Annotated in this window: 13 protein-coding genes; 3 read left to right on the forward strand and 10 right to left on the reverse strand. The window is 36.4% G+C overall.

What is annotated here, in order from left to right; all coding sequences use genetic code 11:
• Nucleotides 1–74: 74 nt before the first annotated feature.
• Nucleotides 75–3,461: a hypothetical protein gene (locus tag IPM56_13200; GenBank protein ID QQS35201.1), complete on the reverse strand. Its 3,387-nt coding sequence runs from the start codon at nt 3,459–3,461 to the stop codon at nt 75–77.
• Nucleotides 3,462–3,524: 63 nt separating this feature from the next.
• Nucleotides 3,525–4,196 carry a DUF4159 domain-containing protein gene (locus tag IPM56_13205; GenBank protein ID QQS35202.1) on the reverse strand — a complete coding sequence of 224 codons (672 nt, stop codon included), beginning with the start codon at nt 4,194–4,196 and terminating at the stop codon, nt 3,525–3,527.
• Nucleotides 4,197–4,266: 70 nt separating this feature from the next.
• On the opposite strand from IPM56_13205, the gene IPM56_13210 reads away from it, so the two are divergent.
• Nucleotides 4,267–5,751: a hypothetical protein gene (locus IPM56_13210; GenBank protein ID QQS35203.1), complete on the forward strand. Its 1,485-nt coding sequence runs from the start codon at nt 4,267–4,269 to the stop codon at nt 5,749–5,751.
• Nucleotides 5,752–5,788: 37 nt separating this feature from the next.
• Here the strand turns inward: IPM56_13210 and IPM56_13215 are convergent, their stop codons facing one another.
• Nucleotides 5,789–7,861 (reverse strand): right-handed parallel beta-helix repeat-containing protein, encoded by a 2,073-nt coding sequence (locus IPM56_13215; protein QQS35204.1) that lies wholly within the window; start codon nt 7,859–7,861, stop codon nt 5,789–5,791.
• 210 nt (nt 7,862–8,071) lie between these two features.
• On the opposite strand from IPM56_13215, the gene IPM56_13220 reads away from it, so the two are divergent.
• On the forward strand, nt 8,072–8,542 hold the full coding sequence (locus tag IPM56_13220) for an EVE domain-containing protein (protein QQS35205.1): 471 nt from the start codon (nt 8,072–8,074) through the stop codon (nt 8,540–8,542).
• A gap of 182 nt (nt 8,543–8,724) precedes the next feature.
• Here IPM56_13220 and IPM56_13225 read toward each other — a convergent pair whose 3' ends face one another.
• The 7 genes from IPM56_13225 to IPM56_13255 all read right to left on the reverse strand — a co-directional run bounded on the left by IPM56_13225 (nt 8,725) and on the right by IPM56_13255 (nt 17,587).
• Nucleotides 8,725–9,156 carry a GNAT family N-acetyltransferase gene (locus IPM56_13225; GenBank protein ID QQS35206.1) on the reverse strand — a complete coding sequence of 144 codons (432 nt, stop codon included), beginning with the start codon at nt 9,154–9,156 and terminating at the stop codon, nt 8,725–8,727.
• Nucleotides 9,153–10,526, reverse strand: coding sequence for a DNA recombination protein RmuC (rmuC, locus tag IPM56_13230; GenBank protein ID QQS35207.1), 1,374 nt, complete (start codon nt 10,524–10,526; stop codon nt 9,153–9,155). Before rmuC ends, IPM56_13225 begins: the two co-directional genes overlap by 4 nt.
• Nucleotides 10,527–10,582: 56 nt before the next feature.
• The gene (locus IPM56_13235; GenBank protein QQS35208.1) at nt 10,583–10,960 is read right to left on the reverse strand and encodes a GxxExxY protein; all 378 of its coding nucleotides are present in this window, start codon (nt 10,958–10,960) and stop codon (nt 10,583–10,585) included.
• Nucleotides 10,961–10,999: 39 nt separating this feature from the next.
• Nucleotides 11,000–12,523 (reverse strand): aromatic amino acid lyase, encoded by a 1,524-nt coding sequence (locus IPM56_13240; protein QQS35209.1) that lies wholly within the window; start codon nt 12,521–12,523, stop codon nt 11,000–11,002.
• 135 nt (nt 12,524–12,658) lie between these two features.
• Complete coding sequence (hutH, locus tag IPM56_13245) at nt 12,659–14,224, reverse strand: histidine ammonia-lyase (GenBank protein ID QQS35210.1); 1,566 nt, start codon at nt 14,222–14,224, stop codon at nt 12,659–12,661.
• Nucleotides 14,214–15,476, reverse strand: a complete 1,263-nt coding sequence (gene hflX, locus IPM56_13250) for a GTPase HflX (protein QQS38307.1) — start codon at nt 15,474–15,476, stop codon at nt 14,214–14,216. The genes hutH and hflX overlap by 11 nt, the downstream gene beginning before the upstream one ends.
• Nucleotides 15,477–15,496: 20 nt before the next feature.
• Nucleotides 15,497–17,587, reverse strand: coding sequence for a BatA and WFA domain-containing protein (locus IPM56_13255; protein ID QQS35211.1), 2,091 nt, complete (start codon nt 17,585–17,587; stop codon nt 15,497–15,499).
• Nucleotides 17,588–17,734: 147 nt separating this feature from the next.
• On the opposite strand from IPM56_13255, the gene IPM56_13260 reads away from it, so the two are divergent.
• Nucleotides 17,735–18,211 carry a MarR family transcriptional regulator gene (locus tag IPM56_13260; GenBank protein QQS35212.1) on the forward strand — a complete coding sequence of 159 codons (477 nt, stop codon included), beginning with the start codon at nt 17,735–17,737 and terminating at the stop codon, nt 18,209–18,211.
• The last annotated feature ends 9 nt before the right edge of the window (nt 18,212–18,220 follow it).

The raw sequence follows: 18,220 nt of genomic DNA on the forward strand, positions 1-18,220 counted from the left end.
ATAAATTGATTGGAAATAAAAATTTTTTTTTGAGTTCTACATGGAGTTAAATGTCAGCCCGTACTAAATTTCTTCTAATTGCCCGGCTCTTTCTGTAGGGCTTCAAAATATTTACGGATGAGTTCTTCGTAGTCGCGTGAATAACCTTCCTGAACTGATTTTATCAATTCATCGTGAATCCTGTTTCTGCCGCTGTTAGAATTTAAGTTCAGATCAGATGGTGATTCCCTTACAACATTCTGCCCTGAATTTGATTCACGCTGTTTCTCAAAATCTCTTTCGTTTATTGAACGCTGAGCATCCAATAATCTTGACAAAATCTTTTCCTGTTTTTGAAGAAGATCATCATCTAATTTTTCAGTTTTCATATCTGAAATTACTTCCTGCATTTGCCTCATAATGTTTTCGAGATTTGCCGGAAGCCGCTTTGTTTGCCCGGATTGTTTTGCTTCTTTGTTCAGTTCCTCAAGTGATTTTCTTATTAGTTCCTGCTGCTGACCTAATCTTTGCAGTTCAGACTGCTGCTGTGGTGACAGCTGTCCGGATTTTCCCTGCTGCAGCATTTGAGTAAGATTATTCAAACTCATTTGCTGCCCTGACATTTGCTGAAGCTGCTGCATTAACGACATCATTCCACCTTGTCCACTACCACCTTGCATCATTGATTCCATAGAACTTTTCATCATTGATGCCGCTTCGTTAAGATGTTTCATCGATTCACCCTGGTTCATCGAAGCCATACCTGTATTCCGGTTCTGCATTGATTGTATAGCATTGTTCATTTCTTTTTTTGCATCACCAAGCGCTTTACCCATTTCAGGAGTTATCGCAAAAGTTTTTTGTGATACATCCGACATCTGCTGAAGAATTCTATCAAGACTTCTTTGAAGATTATTTTGCTTCTGCGCATTTTCATTTGCCTGCGATGAATTCGGATCCATGTTCTGTGATTCTTTTCTCAATTCCTCCTGCTGCTTGGAAAGATTGATGAGGTTATCAAGGATCTTCATCATATCGGTAAAAGTCTGCATCTGGTTCTGCTGCATCATTGACTGCTGAAGCTGCTGCATTTTCTGATTCATCTTTTTCATGTTGTTGCTCAGCTTATGCTGCTTTTGCATAGCACTCTGATTCTTCTTTTGCTTTAAATCATTTTCAGCCTGTTCAGAAAGTTCATCATTATTTTGTTCATCAAATTCTTCCTGCAAGTCCTCCATCTGCTCATTCGGCATATCCTCAAGCTCTTTCATTTTTTCAGAAAGATTTTTCATTTCCTTTTCAAGCTCTTTCAGATTTTTGCTTATATCATCCTGCTTTTTTGCAAGCTGTTCCTGGTTTTTCTGGTCAGACGTATTGCTTTCTGAGGTCTGTTTTTCAAGCTCCTCCTGCATCTCAGTCATTTCTTCAGTTCGTTTCATCAGTTCATCAACCTTTTGTTCAATCTGAATTCGTTTCAAAAGGTTCATCGTTCTTTCGATACTTTGCTGGAATTTTTCTTCATCTAGTTTAAAATCTTTCATCTGGTCCTGAGCCTGCTGGCGGTTCATATTCTGAAGCATGTTCCTCATTCTTTCCATTGCTTTTTTCATATCATCACTGGAAAGTTCATCCATCAGTTTTTGCAGTTCAAGATATTTCTCAAGTGTTTCTTTGGATAATAAATTATTCTCCTGAAGCTGTTCCTGCATTTGTTCTAGCTTCTCATTTACCTGTTCGGCTTTTTCCTGCAGTTCTTCAAACTTATCAAGAGCTTTTTCAATTTTTTCTTTTTCCTGCCAGTTTAATTCTTTTTTATCCTGCTTTAGATCACGTTCAATTTGTTCAATTTCTTTTTTCAGTTCTTCAGCTTGCTGCAAAGTTTCTTTCAGATCCTGTTGAGCATCATTATGCACTTCATCGGATTTTGCGAGAAGTTCATCAAGAGAAGGAACGCGTATCAGGTAAGTCGCGCTCTTTACTGATTTGGGTCCGCTTACATTATCGTTATCAAAAATTTCAAAGTAATATTGAACAACATCTTCCGTTGCAAGATTAAGATTGGAAAGATTCCATGTGTGATTTATTTCAGCTTCTTTCTGACTTTGAGGAATATCAAGATTGAATGCTGTGAACTTTTCCTGAGGCGCTTCATATTTTGATTCAGCAAGACGGTAATGAACCTGGAGTTTATTAAATCCATAGTCATCACTAATCATTACCGAAAGATTAACACGGTTATCATTCCCAAGCTGGATATTTTGTGCCGGCATCAATACATCAATTGACGGGTAAGAATCATAAACAACTTTAAGCGAATAGGTAATCGGGAAAAGATTTGCGTTATCATTTATATCCGTAATATTAATGTGATAATTTTTATCACCTCTTAAATTGAAAGATGATTTTGCTTCTGTGAGTGCCGGCTTCAAATCAATTTTTGTTGAATCGGAAAATTCAAGTTCCGCAGATTTTATTTCTTTAGATGATGTGATTCTGTATTCAATTTTACTTCCCAATAACGCAGTTATATTTCCGTTATCAATTTGTTGAAATGATTTTAATCCTGAATACAAAGGCGGAGTAACATTGATCAGTATGTTTGATATGACCGGTCTATCGATGATTGTTATTTCGTATTCGCCGCTTTCTATATCATCTAATGAGGCATAATACCTGAACGTTTTTCTTACAGCAGAATATTGCTGAATATAATCTCCAGAAGAATCCCGCATAACTTTTGCCAACGAATAATCTGTTTGCTCATCATCCTTTGTTGCAAGAAATACATAACCGGGTTTGTCGCCATCAACTTTTATTTTGATTTCAACATCTTCACCTTTTGTGATAGTATGATTCCCCGGCAGCACCGAGAGATAAAACTTTTGCGGTTTATTATACTCATCTGAAAAATTAATAATTCTGCCGGAAGCATTAGCAAGTCCAGGAATGAAGGCGATTAATAATACAATTATAGAAGCTGCAGCAAAGAGTAACATCGCTTGTTTTTTTTGCCGATCAAAGTTGATAATACTCTCAAACTTCAATTCACGGGAACGGTTATAAACGTTTCTGAATGCAGCATCTTTCAGGTTTTGCGAATAAAGAGTGGAAACCAAACCAGTCTCAACAAGCTGCATTGCGTTTACAAGATCATCTTTAATCGAGGGAAAGAATAACCCGACTTTCTGTGCAGTAGAATAATAATTTGTTTTGGAAAACCAATTATGTATCCCCGGGATGAAAATCAATAAGCCAAGTAATACAATTGCAGTAAATAAAATCAATAAAGAAAAAAAGAATAGGGTTCTTGTCCAGGTCGGGAAATATCCGATCAACTCAGCAAAAGAAAAAAGTATAAACAACGAAACAAATAAAAATGAAATTTGAATTATCCGGTTAAGTAAAACCCGTATAGATTCTTTCCTGTTAAGCCTTTCGAGCTTATTTAGTATTTCATTGTAAAAACCTGATTGTTCGCTCATCACAAACTCATATTCTTTCTCTTAATCTTATTCATATTCTTACTCTTAATCTTTTTTACCATCTCAATTAGTTAGTGCATAAACTACAATGTTAGTTCCGAATTTCAGAGCTTCTTCTCTTTTAACCGCCGGATCATTATGAACTTCCGAATCAGCCCAGCCGTCACTCGGATTTGATTCAACAGTATAATAAACAGCTAATCTTTTCCCGATAAATATTCCAAATCCTCGCGGTGGATTTTTATCATGTTCATGTGTCTTTGGCGGACCTGATGTAAAATCAAAAACATTATTATAAATAGGATGCGAAAACGGAAGTTCAACAAAATCATTTAACGGCAGGACTTTTTTCATTTCTCTTCTGACAGCTTTATCAAGACCATAATCATCATCGATATATAAGAATCCGCCTGCTTCAAGGTATTTCCTTAATCTTTCTGTCTCTGATTGGCTGAATGTAACATTTCCATGTCCGGTCATAAATAAAAACGGGTACGAAAAAATTTCATCACCTGAAAGATCAACAAACTTGTATTCATCTTTTGCTTTTATGTTGGTATTCTCTTTAATGAATTTTAGCAGGTTAACCTCTGCCGAAGGATCGTTATACCAATCGCCTCCGCCGCTGTATTTTAGACGAGCGATTCTGAATGATGATTCAGTTTGAGCATCAATAATATTTGCTTGCAGAAAAATTACAACAAGAAATAATTTAATAGTCAGCTTGTTTTGCATATTCATTCCGGAACAATAAAAAACTGTTCCATACATTTAATTATTAGCTGTTAAAAGATATTCGGCTTGAATGCTAATATCAACAGCCAAAAGCGGTAATTATAAATTCATATTCAATAAAATGTTTTATAATTTTATAAACAAGATGAACAAGTTTTATTTCATATCACTCACTATCGTGGTCCTGGTGTTTTTTACCGGTTTTATGTTCTTCAGACTAGATGACGCATATATATTTTATCAGTATGCAAAAAACATTGCCGACGGAAATGGTTATGTATTTAACATAGGCGAGAAAGTTAACGCAACAACTTCACCGTTATATACATTGCTGTTGGCATTCATTTATTTTTTAGTTAAACCTTTATTTCCGGGCAGCCTGGAATATATCGGCGGTATTATTTCTGTTCTTTCAATTGTACTTATTTTGTTCTTGCTATATAAGCTTCTCAAAGACAATGAAAGATTTTTTGTAACAGCACTTATATTTTTTTCGATGCCGGTTTTGAAATATGGTTTTGGTATGGAAACATTTTTGAATCTGACAATTATTCTTGCTTCCATCTATTACTTTACGAGTGAAAAATTTGTTCTTTCATTTTCATTAGCCGGACTTAGCATCTTAGCAAGATTGGATTCATTTCTTTTTGCCGGAATGTTATTCCTCTTTTATATAATCAAATACAAAAAACTACCTTCATTCAGAGTTATCTTTTTTTTCCTGTTAATGATTATTCCCTGGTTTGTATTCAGTAAATTTTATTTTGACTCATTTCTGCCAACCACAATTGCATTAAAACTTACTCAAAGTAAACTTGGAATATTCGGAGACGGTTTAATCTTTCTCACAGGAAGTGTAATTCACATCCCTGGAAAAATCATTACAATTAGCAGTATTCTTTTGTTGCTCATCATTAGTCTTATTTATTTCAGAGTGAAACGGATAGCATTATTAGAAAATGATGGAATAAAAATTCTTTCATACTGGTCGATTGCATTATTTGTTTTATATGCATTTGTGATTAACGCTCCGCCTTACAAATGGTATTACATTCCATTTGCGATAATACTCGCAATAATTTTCTCACTGTTTGCAGTAAGCACAATAAAGAATTCCGTTCTGAAAAAAATTTTAATGGTCATACTTTTCTTAACTGCTATCTCTCTACCAGTAAAAAATTTTATTGAAGGTCATAATGCTAAGTACAGCAATTTTATTAAAGTGACCGAATGGCTTAATCAAAACGTCTCTGAGGGTTCCTCAATTGCTGCAGATGATATTGGCATATTAAGTTATCATTATAAAAAGGGAAAGATGATAGATGCTTTGGGTTTGGTCAATCCCGAGATTTCCCAACATTTAAATCAAAAAAATTATGACCGTTTGGTTGATCATTATAGGCCTGATTATATAGTTCACGAGTATCCTGAAGTTATGTATTACTTAAGAGGTGATAAAAATAATTTTGAAAATTTTTATGAAGTAAAAAAAGTGTTTGAGACTAAAGGCGAAAAGATCGCCATCTACAAAAGAAAGGCACCACAGGATTTGTGATGCCTTCGATTCAATTGTACCTTTAAAATTTCAGATGTTACTTGACCAACAACATCTTCCTTGTGGAAACAAAATCACCTGCGGTCAATTTATAAAAATACACACCGCTTGATAATGAGTTTGCATCAAAATTATATGAATAATTTCCCGGTTGTTTTAGTTCGTTTACAAGGGTCAAAACTTCCTCACCAATACTGTTGAATACAACAAGTTTGGCGAGTGATTCTTTTGCAATTGAATAGCTAATAACAGTTGTCGGGTTGAATGGATTCGGATAGTTCTGAGCAAGATCAAATTTGTCGGGTATTCCTACTTCTACTTCATTATTCAGGTTATGATAAGTGAATGAGCCGTCAAGATCAATTTGTTTTAAGCGGTAATTATGAATACCAGAAACGAGTTCACGATCTGTAAATAAATAACTTCGTGTTTCTGAAGTTGTTCCTGCGCCTTCTACAAAACCGACTTTCTGCCAGTCTGCATTAACAGATTTTCTTTCAATATCAAAACCATGATTATTCATTTCACTGGATGTACTCCATTCAAGCGTAACATTTGAACCGTTTACACTTGCAGAGAATGTTGAAAGTTCAACCGGCAAAGGAACATCACCTTCATCACCGCCTCTGTAAGGCACTGTAGCGTGGCGAGGCTGACCGTCAATGTCATCTGTTATTCCGGTAATCGGAGTTCCTGCAAGATCAAAATCCCCGATAGATGCACCTGCAACATGAAGATCAGTATTGGAAACAAAATTCACTGCTTTAAAAATTGTGTTCTGTTCATTTGGTGTTGCGGCTGCTCTGTAAGTATTGATATCAGTGTATAATGTCCCGCCCCATCCGGCGTGATTTGAGCCTGCATCAAAACCATAATAAACATTATAATCGATGTCGCTCGTTCCAACCAAGTTAGTTGAACCTGAAAAATAACCGGTATGGAATGTTCCAGCGGTTCCGCCTGTTCTTGTATTCAATACAACATTATTCTTCTGATTGTAAATTGAACCTGCGCCGGTGTTCCCTTTTACTATACCACCGGATACAACTACACCAGCCGTACCACCCGTATGTGTGCCGCCAATCCTGATTGTATTATAATACAAGTTCATCGTACAATCAGTTGAACCGAGTAGTTGAATTCCGTAGAGTGATGTTTTTGTTCCGTTATCTAACGTGAGGCTGACAAAATTATTAAAAACATTTAATACTGATGCGGCTGCGGGTGTAATCTGCATCCCTCTCAATGTAGCAGAGGCTGTGTTTTGAATATCATATATTTTATTTTTTATGATATCAAGATTAATAAACCCTGCTGCTATAATACCAAAATTTGAAGTGTTGAACCCGGTGGTCTGGTATATTTCATTTCCCTGTATGACAATATTATGTGAAGATGATAAAACCCAGATACCTGCATAACCAAAATTGTATATCCTGTTGTTGGTGATCGTTGTGTTCTGGTTTGGGTTTGCTGTGGTGCCTGCAAGACCAATGCCTGACCGCCCTCCGATTATTTCATTATTCATTATCAGGTTATCAGAGTTTCCAGTTGGATTTGAAGCCGATGTACCAATTTCAATAGTTCTGGGACCTGCAGTATTCATTGTATTGTTTCTAAGAACACAATACCGGATAACATTATTACAAGCTCCGTTCAACAAACGAATTGTATATGAGCTGATTGTTGTTGCAAGGTTTTCCAATGTCAGATCAGAAGTGGTTCCCGTTCCTCCCGGTCTTCCGTCAATGATTACAAAATCAATATCATCCAGCAGTAAAATAGGCTGACCACCGGCAGTTCCCGAAATCGATTCACCTGTGTTTCCCGCTGCGGGTCTCAGCGTAATTGTGTTTGAAGTTGACGTCCCGGTTCGTAGTGAAAATGTAATCGGGAAAGTTTCATTTGTTCCCGCATAGGCAGCAAGGATTTCAATCGTATATGCCTGGGTTATGTTTGCCGGAATGGCATTATACGCTTCCTGAATGCTTGCATGCGAACTTACTAAAACTCCTCCGCCGTCTCTTAATTCAACTGAGCCTGCCTGAGCAAAAACAAATGGAGAGAAAAGAAACACGCTGAACAGAACAGAAAGTTTAAATAGTTTCATAAAGCCTCCTGATTATTTGAAATTATTTTTAAAGTACTGGGAATACTATTTGAAGTTCGTTCCGGCAATTGATGCAATCAACTTTATTACTTATCAATATAGATAGCGGTGTGAATAAGTGCAATCATTTTTATATTTTGCTTTAGCTATTATCAATTATGACTAAACGACAAGTACTTATTTTTTCGAATTTCATTTAAAAGGATTATTATGTCTAAAAAATTCTGGCTCGTAAAATCTGAACCAAACATTTTTTCTTTAGATGATCTGAAAAAATCTAAAAACCAAACTACTTGCTGGGACGGGGTGAGAAATTACCAGGCAAGAAATTTTATGCGTGATGAAATGAAAAAAGGAGACCAGGTTTTGTTTTATTACAGCAGTACTGAACCAAATGCAGTTGTGGGAATTTGTGAAGTTGTTAAAGAAGGTTATCCAGATCATACCCAATTCGATCCCAAAGATGATCACTTCGATCCTAAGGCCGATCCTAAAAATCCAACGTGGATAATGGTCGATATTAAGTTTGTGAAAGAGTTTAAAACTCACGTTACTCTTGATTCGATACGATCAAATCCAAAACTAAAAAATATGAGGTTAATTCAGCGTGGTAATCGTCTATCAGTCATGCCTGTGGAAAAACTTGAGTTTGAAGAGATAGTAAAGATGGGAAGTAAGTAATAGAACACTGATACCGCTAAGATTGTCAGAGAGCTTTTAAATTGTCATGCTGAATTTATTTCAGCATCTGTTTTTTTCACTATATCTCTAGCCAAGATTCCGAAACAAGTTCGGACTGACAGTCGTGAGATGACTAATCTGAGTGAATCAGTTTTATCTGCGTAATCAGTGTGCCATTTGTTTTAAAAATCTTTTCGCATTATGTGATGAGGAATTGTTCCAAATAAAGTAATCGTCTTCTCTATCAATCTGTACCCATGCTTTTCATAGAACGGGATAGCAGTATCGCGTGCGTTAAGCACAACATACTTAGCGCCTTTATCTATCGCAATCTTCTCAAGTTCATTAATAATAATTGAGCCTATTCCTTTTTTCTGCCATTCAGGTTCAACAGCCATTGAACGGATTTGTGCTTCATCATCACTGTTAAAATGAACTCTTCCGACACCGATAGGAATACCGTCAACCTCACAGACCATTATCGGGTAAGCAATATCTTCAATCGGATCCTTCTCAGAACCACGAGGTTGATTCCAGGGCGCGCGAAGCATACGCCACCTAAGATCATAATATCTTTCAAACTCTTCTTTGGTTTTTGGTGGTCTGACTATCATTCATTTTCCAGTAAATTATTTTCATCATCCATATCAGCACGGTTTAATATAGCGGGAGGTAAAGATTTGCTCGCTTTAGCTCCAAGCTTTTTAATTTTTTCTGAACGGCTTATCAGGTTACCTCTGCCGTCAGTCAACTTGTTCATTGCCTTATCGTAATTATCTTTTGCACCGACTAAACTTTTTCCGACAGAAATAAGATCATCAACAAATGCGGTAAACTTATCGAGCATTTCTCCGCTTTGTCTCGCAATCTCCATCGCATTTTTATTTTGATTTTCCTGCCGCCAGATGCTTGAGATAGTCCTTAATGTGGCAAGTAATGTTGAAGGACTAACTATCACAATATTCTGGTCAAATGCGTCAGTAAAAAGTGAAGCATCATTCTGAACAGCGACAGCAAATGCCGGTTCAATTGGCATAAACATTAAAACATAGTCGAGACTGTTCAACTGGTAAAGGTTCTGATAATTTTTTCTACTAAGATTTTTTATGTGTGAACGGATTGAATTGATATGTTCTCCTAATCCAAGCTGCTTTTGATGTTCATCTTCTTCGGAAACAAATTTTTCATAACCAACTAATGAAACCTTGGAATCAATTACTATGCTCTTGTTTTCCGGAAGCTTGATAATAACATCCGGCTGAAATCGTTTTCCTGCTTCTGTTGTTAGACTTTCCTGAACAACATATTCTCTTCCTCTAACTAATCCTGATTTTTCAAGAATACTTTCAAGAATAAATTCTCCCCAATTACCTTGCATTTTAGTCTGACCTTTTAACGCTGTAGTTAAATTTTTTGCTTCCTGTGTTATCTGCTGATTCATTTCCTTCAATGTCTGAAGCTGTTCACGCAATGAAGCATGACCTTTGATGCTTTCTTTATTTGTCTCTTCGACTTTCCTTTCAAACTCAGAAATTTTTTCTTTAAGCGGATTCAGTATTTCACCAAGTTTTTCTTTGTTCTGTTCAGTGAATTTGTTCCCTTTCTCTTCAAAAATTTTGTTGGCAAGATTCTCAAATTCTTTTGTGAATTTTTCCTGGAGCTTTTCTACCTCTTCTTTTTGTTCAGAGAGTTTTGTTTGAAGATTAGAATAGTCGGATTTAATTGATGAATTTTCCGAAGTTAGTTTTTCAGATTTTTCTCTTTCAGATTTTAATTCAAGCTGTAGTGAAAGTTTGTCCTGCTCGATGATTTTAACTTTTTCCGTTAATGCACTTGCTTCAATCTTCAGTGAATTTATCTGATCATTTAATTGCTGTACTTCCTGTGGAGTGATTCCTTTCTCACCCTTGAACTTAAATGATGCAATCAACCAAGCGGCAACTGCGCCAGTAACTAATCCGGTTATTAGATAAACTATTTCCATGTCATTCCATTGATCTTAAATTATATTTCTCGCAAAGACGCTAAGGCGCAAAGTGCTTATAAATTATTTACAATTCTTTTTATGCCATCTTTAATTAATGCTTCGTTAAAGTTTATCAGAAGTCCTAATTTTAGCCCTGTCAACTTAAGATAAGTTAGAACTTGTTTATGATGGACCGGTGCAATTGCTTCAATTGATTTTAATTCAATTATCACTTTATTTTCTACAATTATATCTGCTCTGAATCCCAATTCCATTTTCATTTTATCATAAATAACGGGAATTCCTTTCTGACGTTCGATGACTAAATCCCGTCTTAATATTTCATAAGACAAAACCTCTTCATATACTGACTCTAAAAGTCCAGGTCCCAATTCACTATGAACTTTAAAACAAGAATCAACAATTATTTTTGATAATTCATTTTCGTTCATATTCTTCTTTGCGACTTTGCGTCTTTGCGTGAAACTTTCCTAGTCTAATCTTCCTACTTCTTTCTCAACTTCCTCAAGTATCTCACAAGACTTCACAAGTGCTTTTATCTTGTTATGATCAGAATAAAGCGGACGATCAATATCAAGAAACTCAACATGTTTACGGATAACTTCTTTTGCTTTGCTTACTCCTTTTCCCGGTTTATGCTCGCGGAAATCAAGCGCCTGTGCCGCAGCCATAAATTCTATTCCCAATATACCATAAGCGTTATCAAGTATCTGCTGATTTTTAAGAACTGTATTCATTCCCATAGAAACAAAATCTTCCTGATCGGCAGCCGCAGGAATCGACTGAATCGATGCCGGTGTTGATAAAATTCTTTGTTCAACAATGAGAGTATCAGCAGTGTATTGACTTAACATCAAACCTGAAAACATACCCGCAGCTTTTGTTAAAAATGATGGAAGTCCAACACTCAACGCGGGATTATTCAAACGATTCATTCTTCTTTCAGATAACACACTTACCATAGTTACAGCGGCACTTATCATATCCATTGGTAATGAAACAGGTGTTCCCTGAAAGTTCGCACCGGTTAATGTAATTTTATCTTCAGGAATAAAGATCGGGTTATCACCAACACCATTCAGTTCAATTTCGATTTGTGACTTTGCATAAGCGACAGCATCGTGTGCTGCACCGATCACCTGCGGAGTTGATCGCATTGAATAAGCATCCTGAACTTTTTGTTTTATCTTTCCGGTGAGTAGTTCACTTCCTTCAATACATTTTTTTATTGACTGCGAACTTCTTACCGCGCCGGAGAAGCCTCTTAACTTGTGAAGACGAACATCATAAGGTTTCATATTAGCGAGAAGCGCTTCAAGACTCATTGCAGCGGCTATTTCAGCCTGCATAAGCCATCTATTTATATCATAAAGCTGAAGCGCGCTTATTGCTGTAATAAAATTTGAACCATTGATCGTTGCAAGTCCATCGCGTGCCTGAAGTCCGGGAATTTTTATTCCGGCTTTTTCAAAAGCGGTTTTACCGGGAAGTCTTTCACCTTTATAAAATGCTTCGCCTTCACCCATTAACAATAAAGCAATCTGTGACATTGGGGCGAGATCGCCGCAAGCGCCAACAGAACCTTTTTCACACACGACCGGAATACAATTTTTATTCAACATTTCGATGAGTGTCAAAGTAATTTCAGGACGGCAGCCTGAGTTGCCATGAGCGTGAACATTTATTCTTCCGGCAATTGCACCGCGAACATGTTCAATTGGCATCGGCTCGCCGATTCCAGCGGAGTGGTTGTAAATTAAATACTTCTGAAAATCTTTTACCTGGTCATCGTTCAAAACAACTTCTGAAAATTCTCCAATACCGGTGTTAACACCGTACATTATTTCGTGAGCCTGAATTTTTTCTTCGAGCATTGCTCTGCAGGTTTTTATTCTTTGAAGAGCTTCACTGCTAAGTTCTACTTTTTCTTTGTGGCGTGCTATGCTGACTAGTTTTTCAATTGTAAGATTTGATCCGTCAAGAATTATCGACATTGTTCCTCCGTAGAAAGAAATATTTGATGAACAAAGTTAGGCAAAATCGATGAGAGTAAGAATATGATTTTTAATAGACGAAGAATACGCTAAAGATAAAGAATAAGAGAAAGATCAGGACAAGACCGTAATCTTTTATAAAAGTTTTATTCTTCTTTCAACTTCAGTTAAAATCTGATTATTCCGTATCAAAGAAATCACCTTTTCGATTTCAGTGTATAAAACTCTGTCTGATTCTACAGGCTTAATTTTTTTTCTGATTGTATTATAAGCTGATTGAGTACCAATTCCCGGTTTCATGGGTCTATGAAACTCAAGTCCCTGGCACGCAGTTAAAATTTCAATCGCTAAAACTGATTGAACATTTTTCATGATCTGAAAACATTTTCTTGCCGCTATCGAACCCATTGAATTATGATCTTCCTGGTTTGCAGATGTTGGAATTGAATCAACACTAGCGGGATGAGCAAGTACTTTATTCTCCGATACCAACGCGGCGGCAGTGTACTGTGCGATCATCAAACCGGAATTCAACCCGCCATTCTTTGCAAGAAATCTTGGAAGACTGCTGAGTGAACCATTCAACATTCTTTCAGTTCTTCGTTCAGAAACATTTGCGTATTCGGAAAGTGCAATTGCCATAAAGTCCATTGCAAGCGCCATCGGCTGACCATGAAAATTTCCGCCTTCAAGATGTTCTTCATCATCAGGAAAAATTAATGGATTATCATTCACAGAATTCAATTCAACTTCAACGCGCGATGAGACATAATCAATTGTATCTCTCGATGCACCGTGGATCTGCGGAATACATCTGATCGAATATGAATCCTGAACTCGCGGATCATTCTTCCGGTGCGATTCGCGGATTTCACTTCCTTTAATCATCGACAAAATATTTTTTGCAACTGTAATTTGCCCGGGAAATGGTCTTAGTTTATGAAGTCGCAGATCGAATGCATTGTCAGTCCCGCGTAATGTTTCATGTGAAAGTGCGCCTGCTATGTCAGTAACTTTTTTCAGTTTGTTTGCCTCGATACAAATATATGCAGCAAAAGCTGTCATCATTTGAGTACCGTTAATTAAGGCTAAGCCTTCTTTAGCACCAAGTCTGATTGGGGTTAATCCATACTTCTTTAATACTGTGGAAGATTTTTGAACTTTAACTTTATGCGAATCATCATTCACAACATTCTTAAATATCTGCACTTCACCTTTACCGATCATTGTAAGAACAAGATGCGACAATGGCGCAAGATCACCGCTTGATCCAACTGATCCTTGAGAAGGAATAACCGGAATGATGTTATTGTTAATCATCGCAATGAGTAGTTCAAGTGTTTCAAGACGAATGCCCGAATGACCGCTTGCAAGTGCATTGACACGAAGCAGCATCATTATCTTAACAATAAACGGAGGAAGCGGATCGCCGACTCCTGTTGAATGACTGATGATCAGGTTCTCCTGAAGTTTTTCAATATCTTTTTTTGAAATTGAAACATTGGCAAACTCTCCGAAGCCTGTTGTTACACCGTAAATTACTTTTCCTTCGTCAACCCATTTATCAATTAAAGCGCGCGAACGTTTTACATTTTTAATTGCGCCGGGAGTAAGTTTTATTTTTTGATTTTCTTTTAAAAAACTTTCAATCTTATTTAACGTGAGTGATCTGCCATCGATCATCAAAACACTATTTGCCATGTATCATCTTCTTTATTTTTTCTGAGTTCTCTTTTTTTGTTCTGTATGTAATCAGGATTTTATCTTCATCATACCTTGTTGAAAGCACATCCGCAAGTTCATGAATCTTTGCTGCGATCCTGCTTTTCTCTGCAGGCAGAATAATATCTTCATTCACAAAAGCATCTTCAACAAAACTTAAAACTTTGTCATTCAGTGAAGAAACATTTATGCCTTTCTTTGCTGAGATTATTACACTGTTGGTGTACTTGTTTTTTGCATAATCAAGTAAATGTTTATTTGATACAGCATCAACTTTGTTAAACACACGTATAATTTTCTTTGAATGGAAATGCAGATCTTTCATCGTTTGCTCAACGACTGAGATATGATCTTCATAATATTGATGCGAAAGATCTATGATGTGCAAAATTACATCTGCGTCACGAACTTCATTCAATGTACTTTTAAATGATGCAACGAGATGATGAGGAAGTTTACGAATGAATCCAACTGTATCGCTTATTAAAAACTTTCTGTTATTGCCAAGCGTAAATGAACGAGTTGTTGAATCAAGCGTCGCGAATAATTTATCTTCGGCAAACACACCGGCATTCGTCAACAAATTGAACAGCGTTGACTTACCAACATTTGTATAACCTACAAGTGCAAGTTTTGTCAGATCTTTTCTCCCCGCACTTTGTGTCGAACGATGCGCTTCGATCTTAACAAGGTTTTCTTTTAGATGACTTATCCTGTTCCTGATAATTCGTCTGTCGGTTTCAATCTGTGTTTCACCCGGACCTTTTGTCCCGATACCGCCATATTGTTTTGAAAGGTGAGTCCACGCGCGCGTAAGTCTTGGCAGCATATACTGAAGCTGTGCAAGTTCAACCTGTGTTTTTGCTTCTTTAGTTTTTGCACGGAATGCAAAAATGTCGAGTATCAATCCGCTTCGGTCAACAATTTTTTTGTTAAGAAGTTTTTCAAGATTCCTTACCTGGACGGGAGACAGATCATCATCAAAAATTACAAGATCGATTTTTCTTTCTTCAACTATTACTGCAAGCTCTTCTGCTTTACCTTTACCGATGTAATAAGCAGGGTCCTTTGTGTACTTTGACTGGATCATTTTATAAACAGTATCAGCGCCGGCTGTTAATGCAAGTTCCTCAAGCTCAGCAAGGTGTTCTTCAACAAGTTCTTTTGTTATTTCATTTGTATGAAGCGCAACTAATGCTGCGCGTTCAATTGTTTTCTTCTCTATTTCAATTGTTGATTTAATACTAACTCCTACTTTGTTTCATTAAGGCTTAACAAATCTTTTTTACTGCTTCTCGCTACAAGCGTTTCAGTGATTGCAAGAAGTAACGCAATCAGCACAAAATATCTCCACAACTCTGAGCCAAATCTTGATTGAACTACCGCCTGAACCGGGTCATCATTTATATTCAACAAAAATGATTTACCCCCGAACTTTGTTGAAGCAATATAAGTTTCAATTTCACTTTCGGATAAATATTTTATGTCTGATTCAACCGGATCAGTATTGATCGAAAATTTATCTATAACTTCATTTCCTGTAACTGTGTAATTACCAGGTAATGTTGTCTGCTCAAATACATTCGCATTCTGATTTATCACTTCATCGGTTTTATCCGGCTTAGTAATCTTTAGAATGGGAGAGTTTTGCAGATAATTTTTTACCTGAATTTCCTGACCAACAAATTTTTCTTCAACAGTTTTTCCATTACTTGCAAGGTAGCTGACCGATTTATAAATGAGCGGAACAAAAATTCCTTTTAAAGGAAGATTAGTCCACGATAAAACCGGAGCCGAAGTGAAAACAAATATTTTCCCCTTACCTAAAACAGATTCAGAAAGAAAAACTGAATTATCATCAAGAGTAATTAATGGAAGGTTGTTTATCGCAGAACTCATCTTCAGATGAAAATAAATTTCAGGTGAATCAATTTTATTTTTCTTTTCATCAGGGAAAAGATCAGCAAACACCGGATGCTGAAATTCAATCTTATCAAACTTGACCGGATTACTGTTGTCATCAATTTTGCCGGAAGCAGCTACACCGGCTTGTATATTCAGTCCTGATAACATTGAAGAATATTCAAGCGCAGTTGTTTGTGAAGCGGGAATAATAAACAGTCCGCCGCCATTCTCAACATACGATTTTATTTTTTGCAGATTACTACCCGATATGTTTCCACACAGAATTACAGTTTTGTAATTATTAAGATTAACCGAAGCAATCTGGTTAATATTTCTCTTTTCAATTTTTATTGATGTGGAACTACCGGGAACATTGAGCGCAAGTTCAATAAACTTTGTATCCTGTTCCTGCTGATAAAAAATAATCACCGGTATAACTTCAGGAATATCAAGTGTAAGGTATCTTTTGTTATCCTGGAGAATATCATCATCATCTATCTCGATAAATGTTTCAACGAAACCGGAAGTATTAACCTGTGCTTCAATATTTAAAGTAAGTGATTCACCCGAAGCAATACTGAAACTTTGCTGCGCTATTCTTTCTCCGCTACTGAATATAGAAGCAACATTATTTGATATTTCATTCCCCGAAAAATTTTTAATAGTTGCGGTGAAACTCACAGGTTTTCCTTTTTCAAATATTTGCGTCTCTGTTTTGAATTCAGTTACCGCAATATTGTTCACCGGCTTTTCGTTAAACTTGATCAGGTATAACCGTATCTTTTCATCAGCAAGTTCATTAATCACTGAAGCCGATTCATATTTATTTAAAGTTGATTTCTGAAAATCACTAATGATATAAATCTCTTTATTAAAATTTTTCGATTCATTTAATAATGTAGCTGCTTTCAACAAACACTCTTCAAGGTATCCGCTTCCGTACGACGCACTCAAACCTCGCACCGAATTTATTATTCCGCCAATATCATTACTGAATTTAATTTCATTTTGTTTTGAAGACGTTAAGAATAACGCAGCTTCATCACCTTCCTGCAAATTGCTCAGAAGTTTTACCACACTTTCCTTTGCCTGGTTAAAGTATGAACCGTTATTGTCAACAACAGACATGCTGAATGAATCATCGAGAATAAAAACTGCGGATGTTTTTGCCGCTGATGTTGTTCCGCCGATTGCGAGTCCTTCCAGAGTTGGTCTTGCAAAAGCCATAACCAGAAAAAGAATTATCAAAACTCTCAACGCAAGCAAGAGCCATTGTTTAAGTTTTATTTTCCTGATCTTATTTTTCTGAAGTTCCTTTAAGAATGCGAGTGTACTGAATTCGATCTTCTTTAACTTTCTTAAATTAAAAAGATGAATCAGAACCGGGATTGAAGCTGCAAGCAGTCCGAAAAGAATAGCTGGATTTAGAAATATCATTAAATCTTGTTTTTGTTTATTCAAAAATAATTAATAAGGATTTAGAAAACTATGCAGAGAATCGTGACGCCGGATTTTTATTTTAACTCAATATTGCATTTGGCAAAGCTTAAGTTTATTGTTGTGCTGCAACGGAGGTAAAAATTTATGGGTGAAGTTTTAAAGCGAAGATTAAAACAATCTAAGTTCAGCAGCAACGCACAGGAAGCCGTGCTAAACCTGTTTGTAACAAGCTATCACTTGCGCGGTAAGTTCGAAGAGATTTTTGTACGTTACGGAATAACCACACCGCAATATAATGTACTCAGGATATTGAAAGGTGTCTTCCCGGAAGGTTATCCGCGCTGTGAAATTATCGACCGGATGATTGAACCGGCACCCGACGTTACCCGGCTTGTGGACAAACTGATAAAAGAAAAACTTGTTGAAAGATATTCATCTGATACTGACAAAAGGTATTCACTCACAAGGATAACAAAAAAAGGGTTGAAACTTCTAGAAGATATTCTCCCTGAAGTTCAGAAACTTGATGCCGTAATAAATAGAAAACTCAGCGCTGATGAGCTTTCGGAACTATCGATGTTATGTGAAAAAATTTATGGAGATGAACTTAGCAGCGAATAATGATTTTCT

Source organism: Ignavibacteriales bacterium, assembly GCA_016700155.1.
Classification (GTDB): Bacteria; Bacteroidota; Ignavibacteria; order Ignavibacteriales; family Ignavibacteriaceae.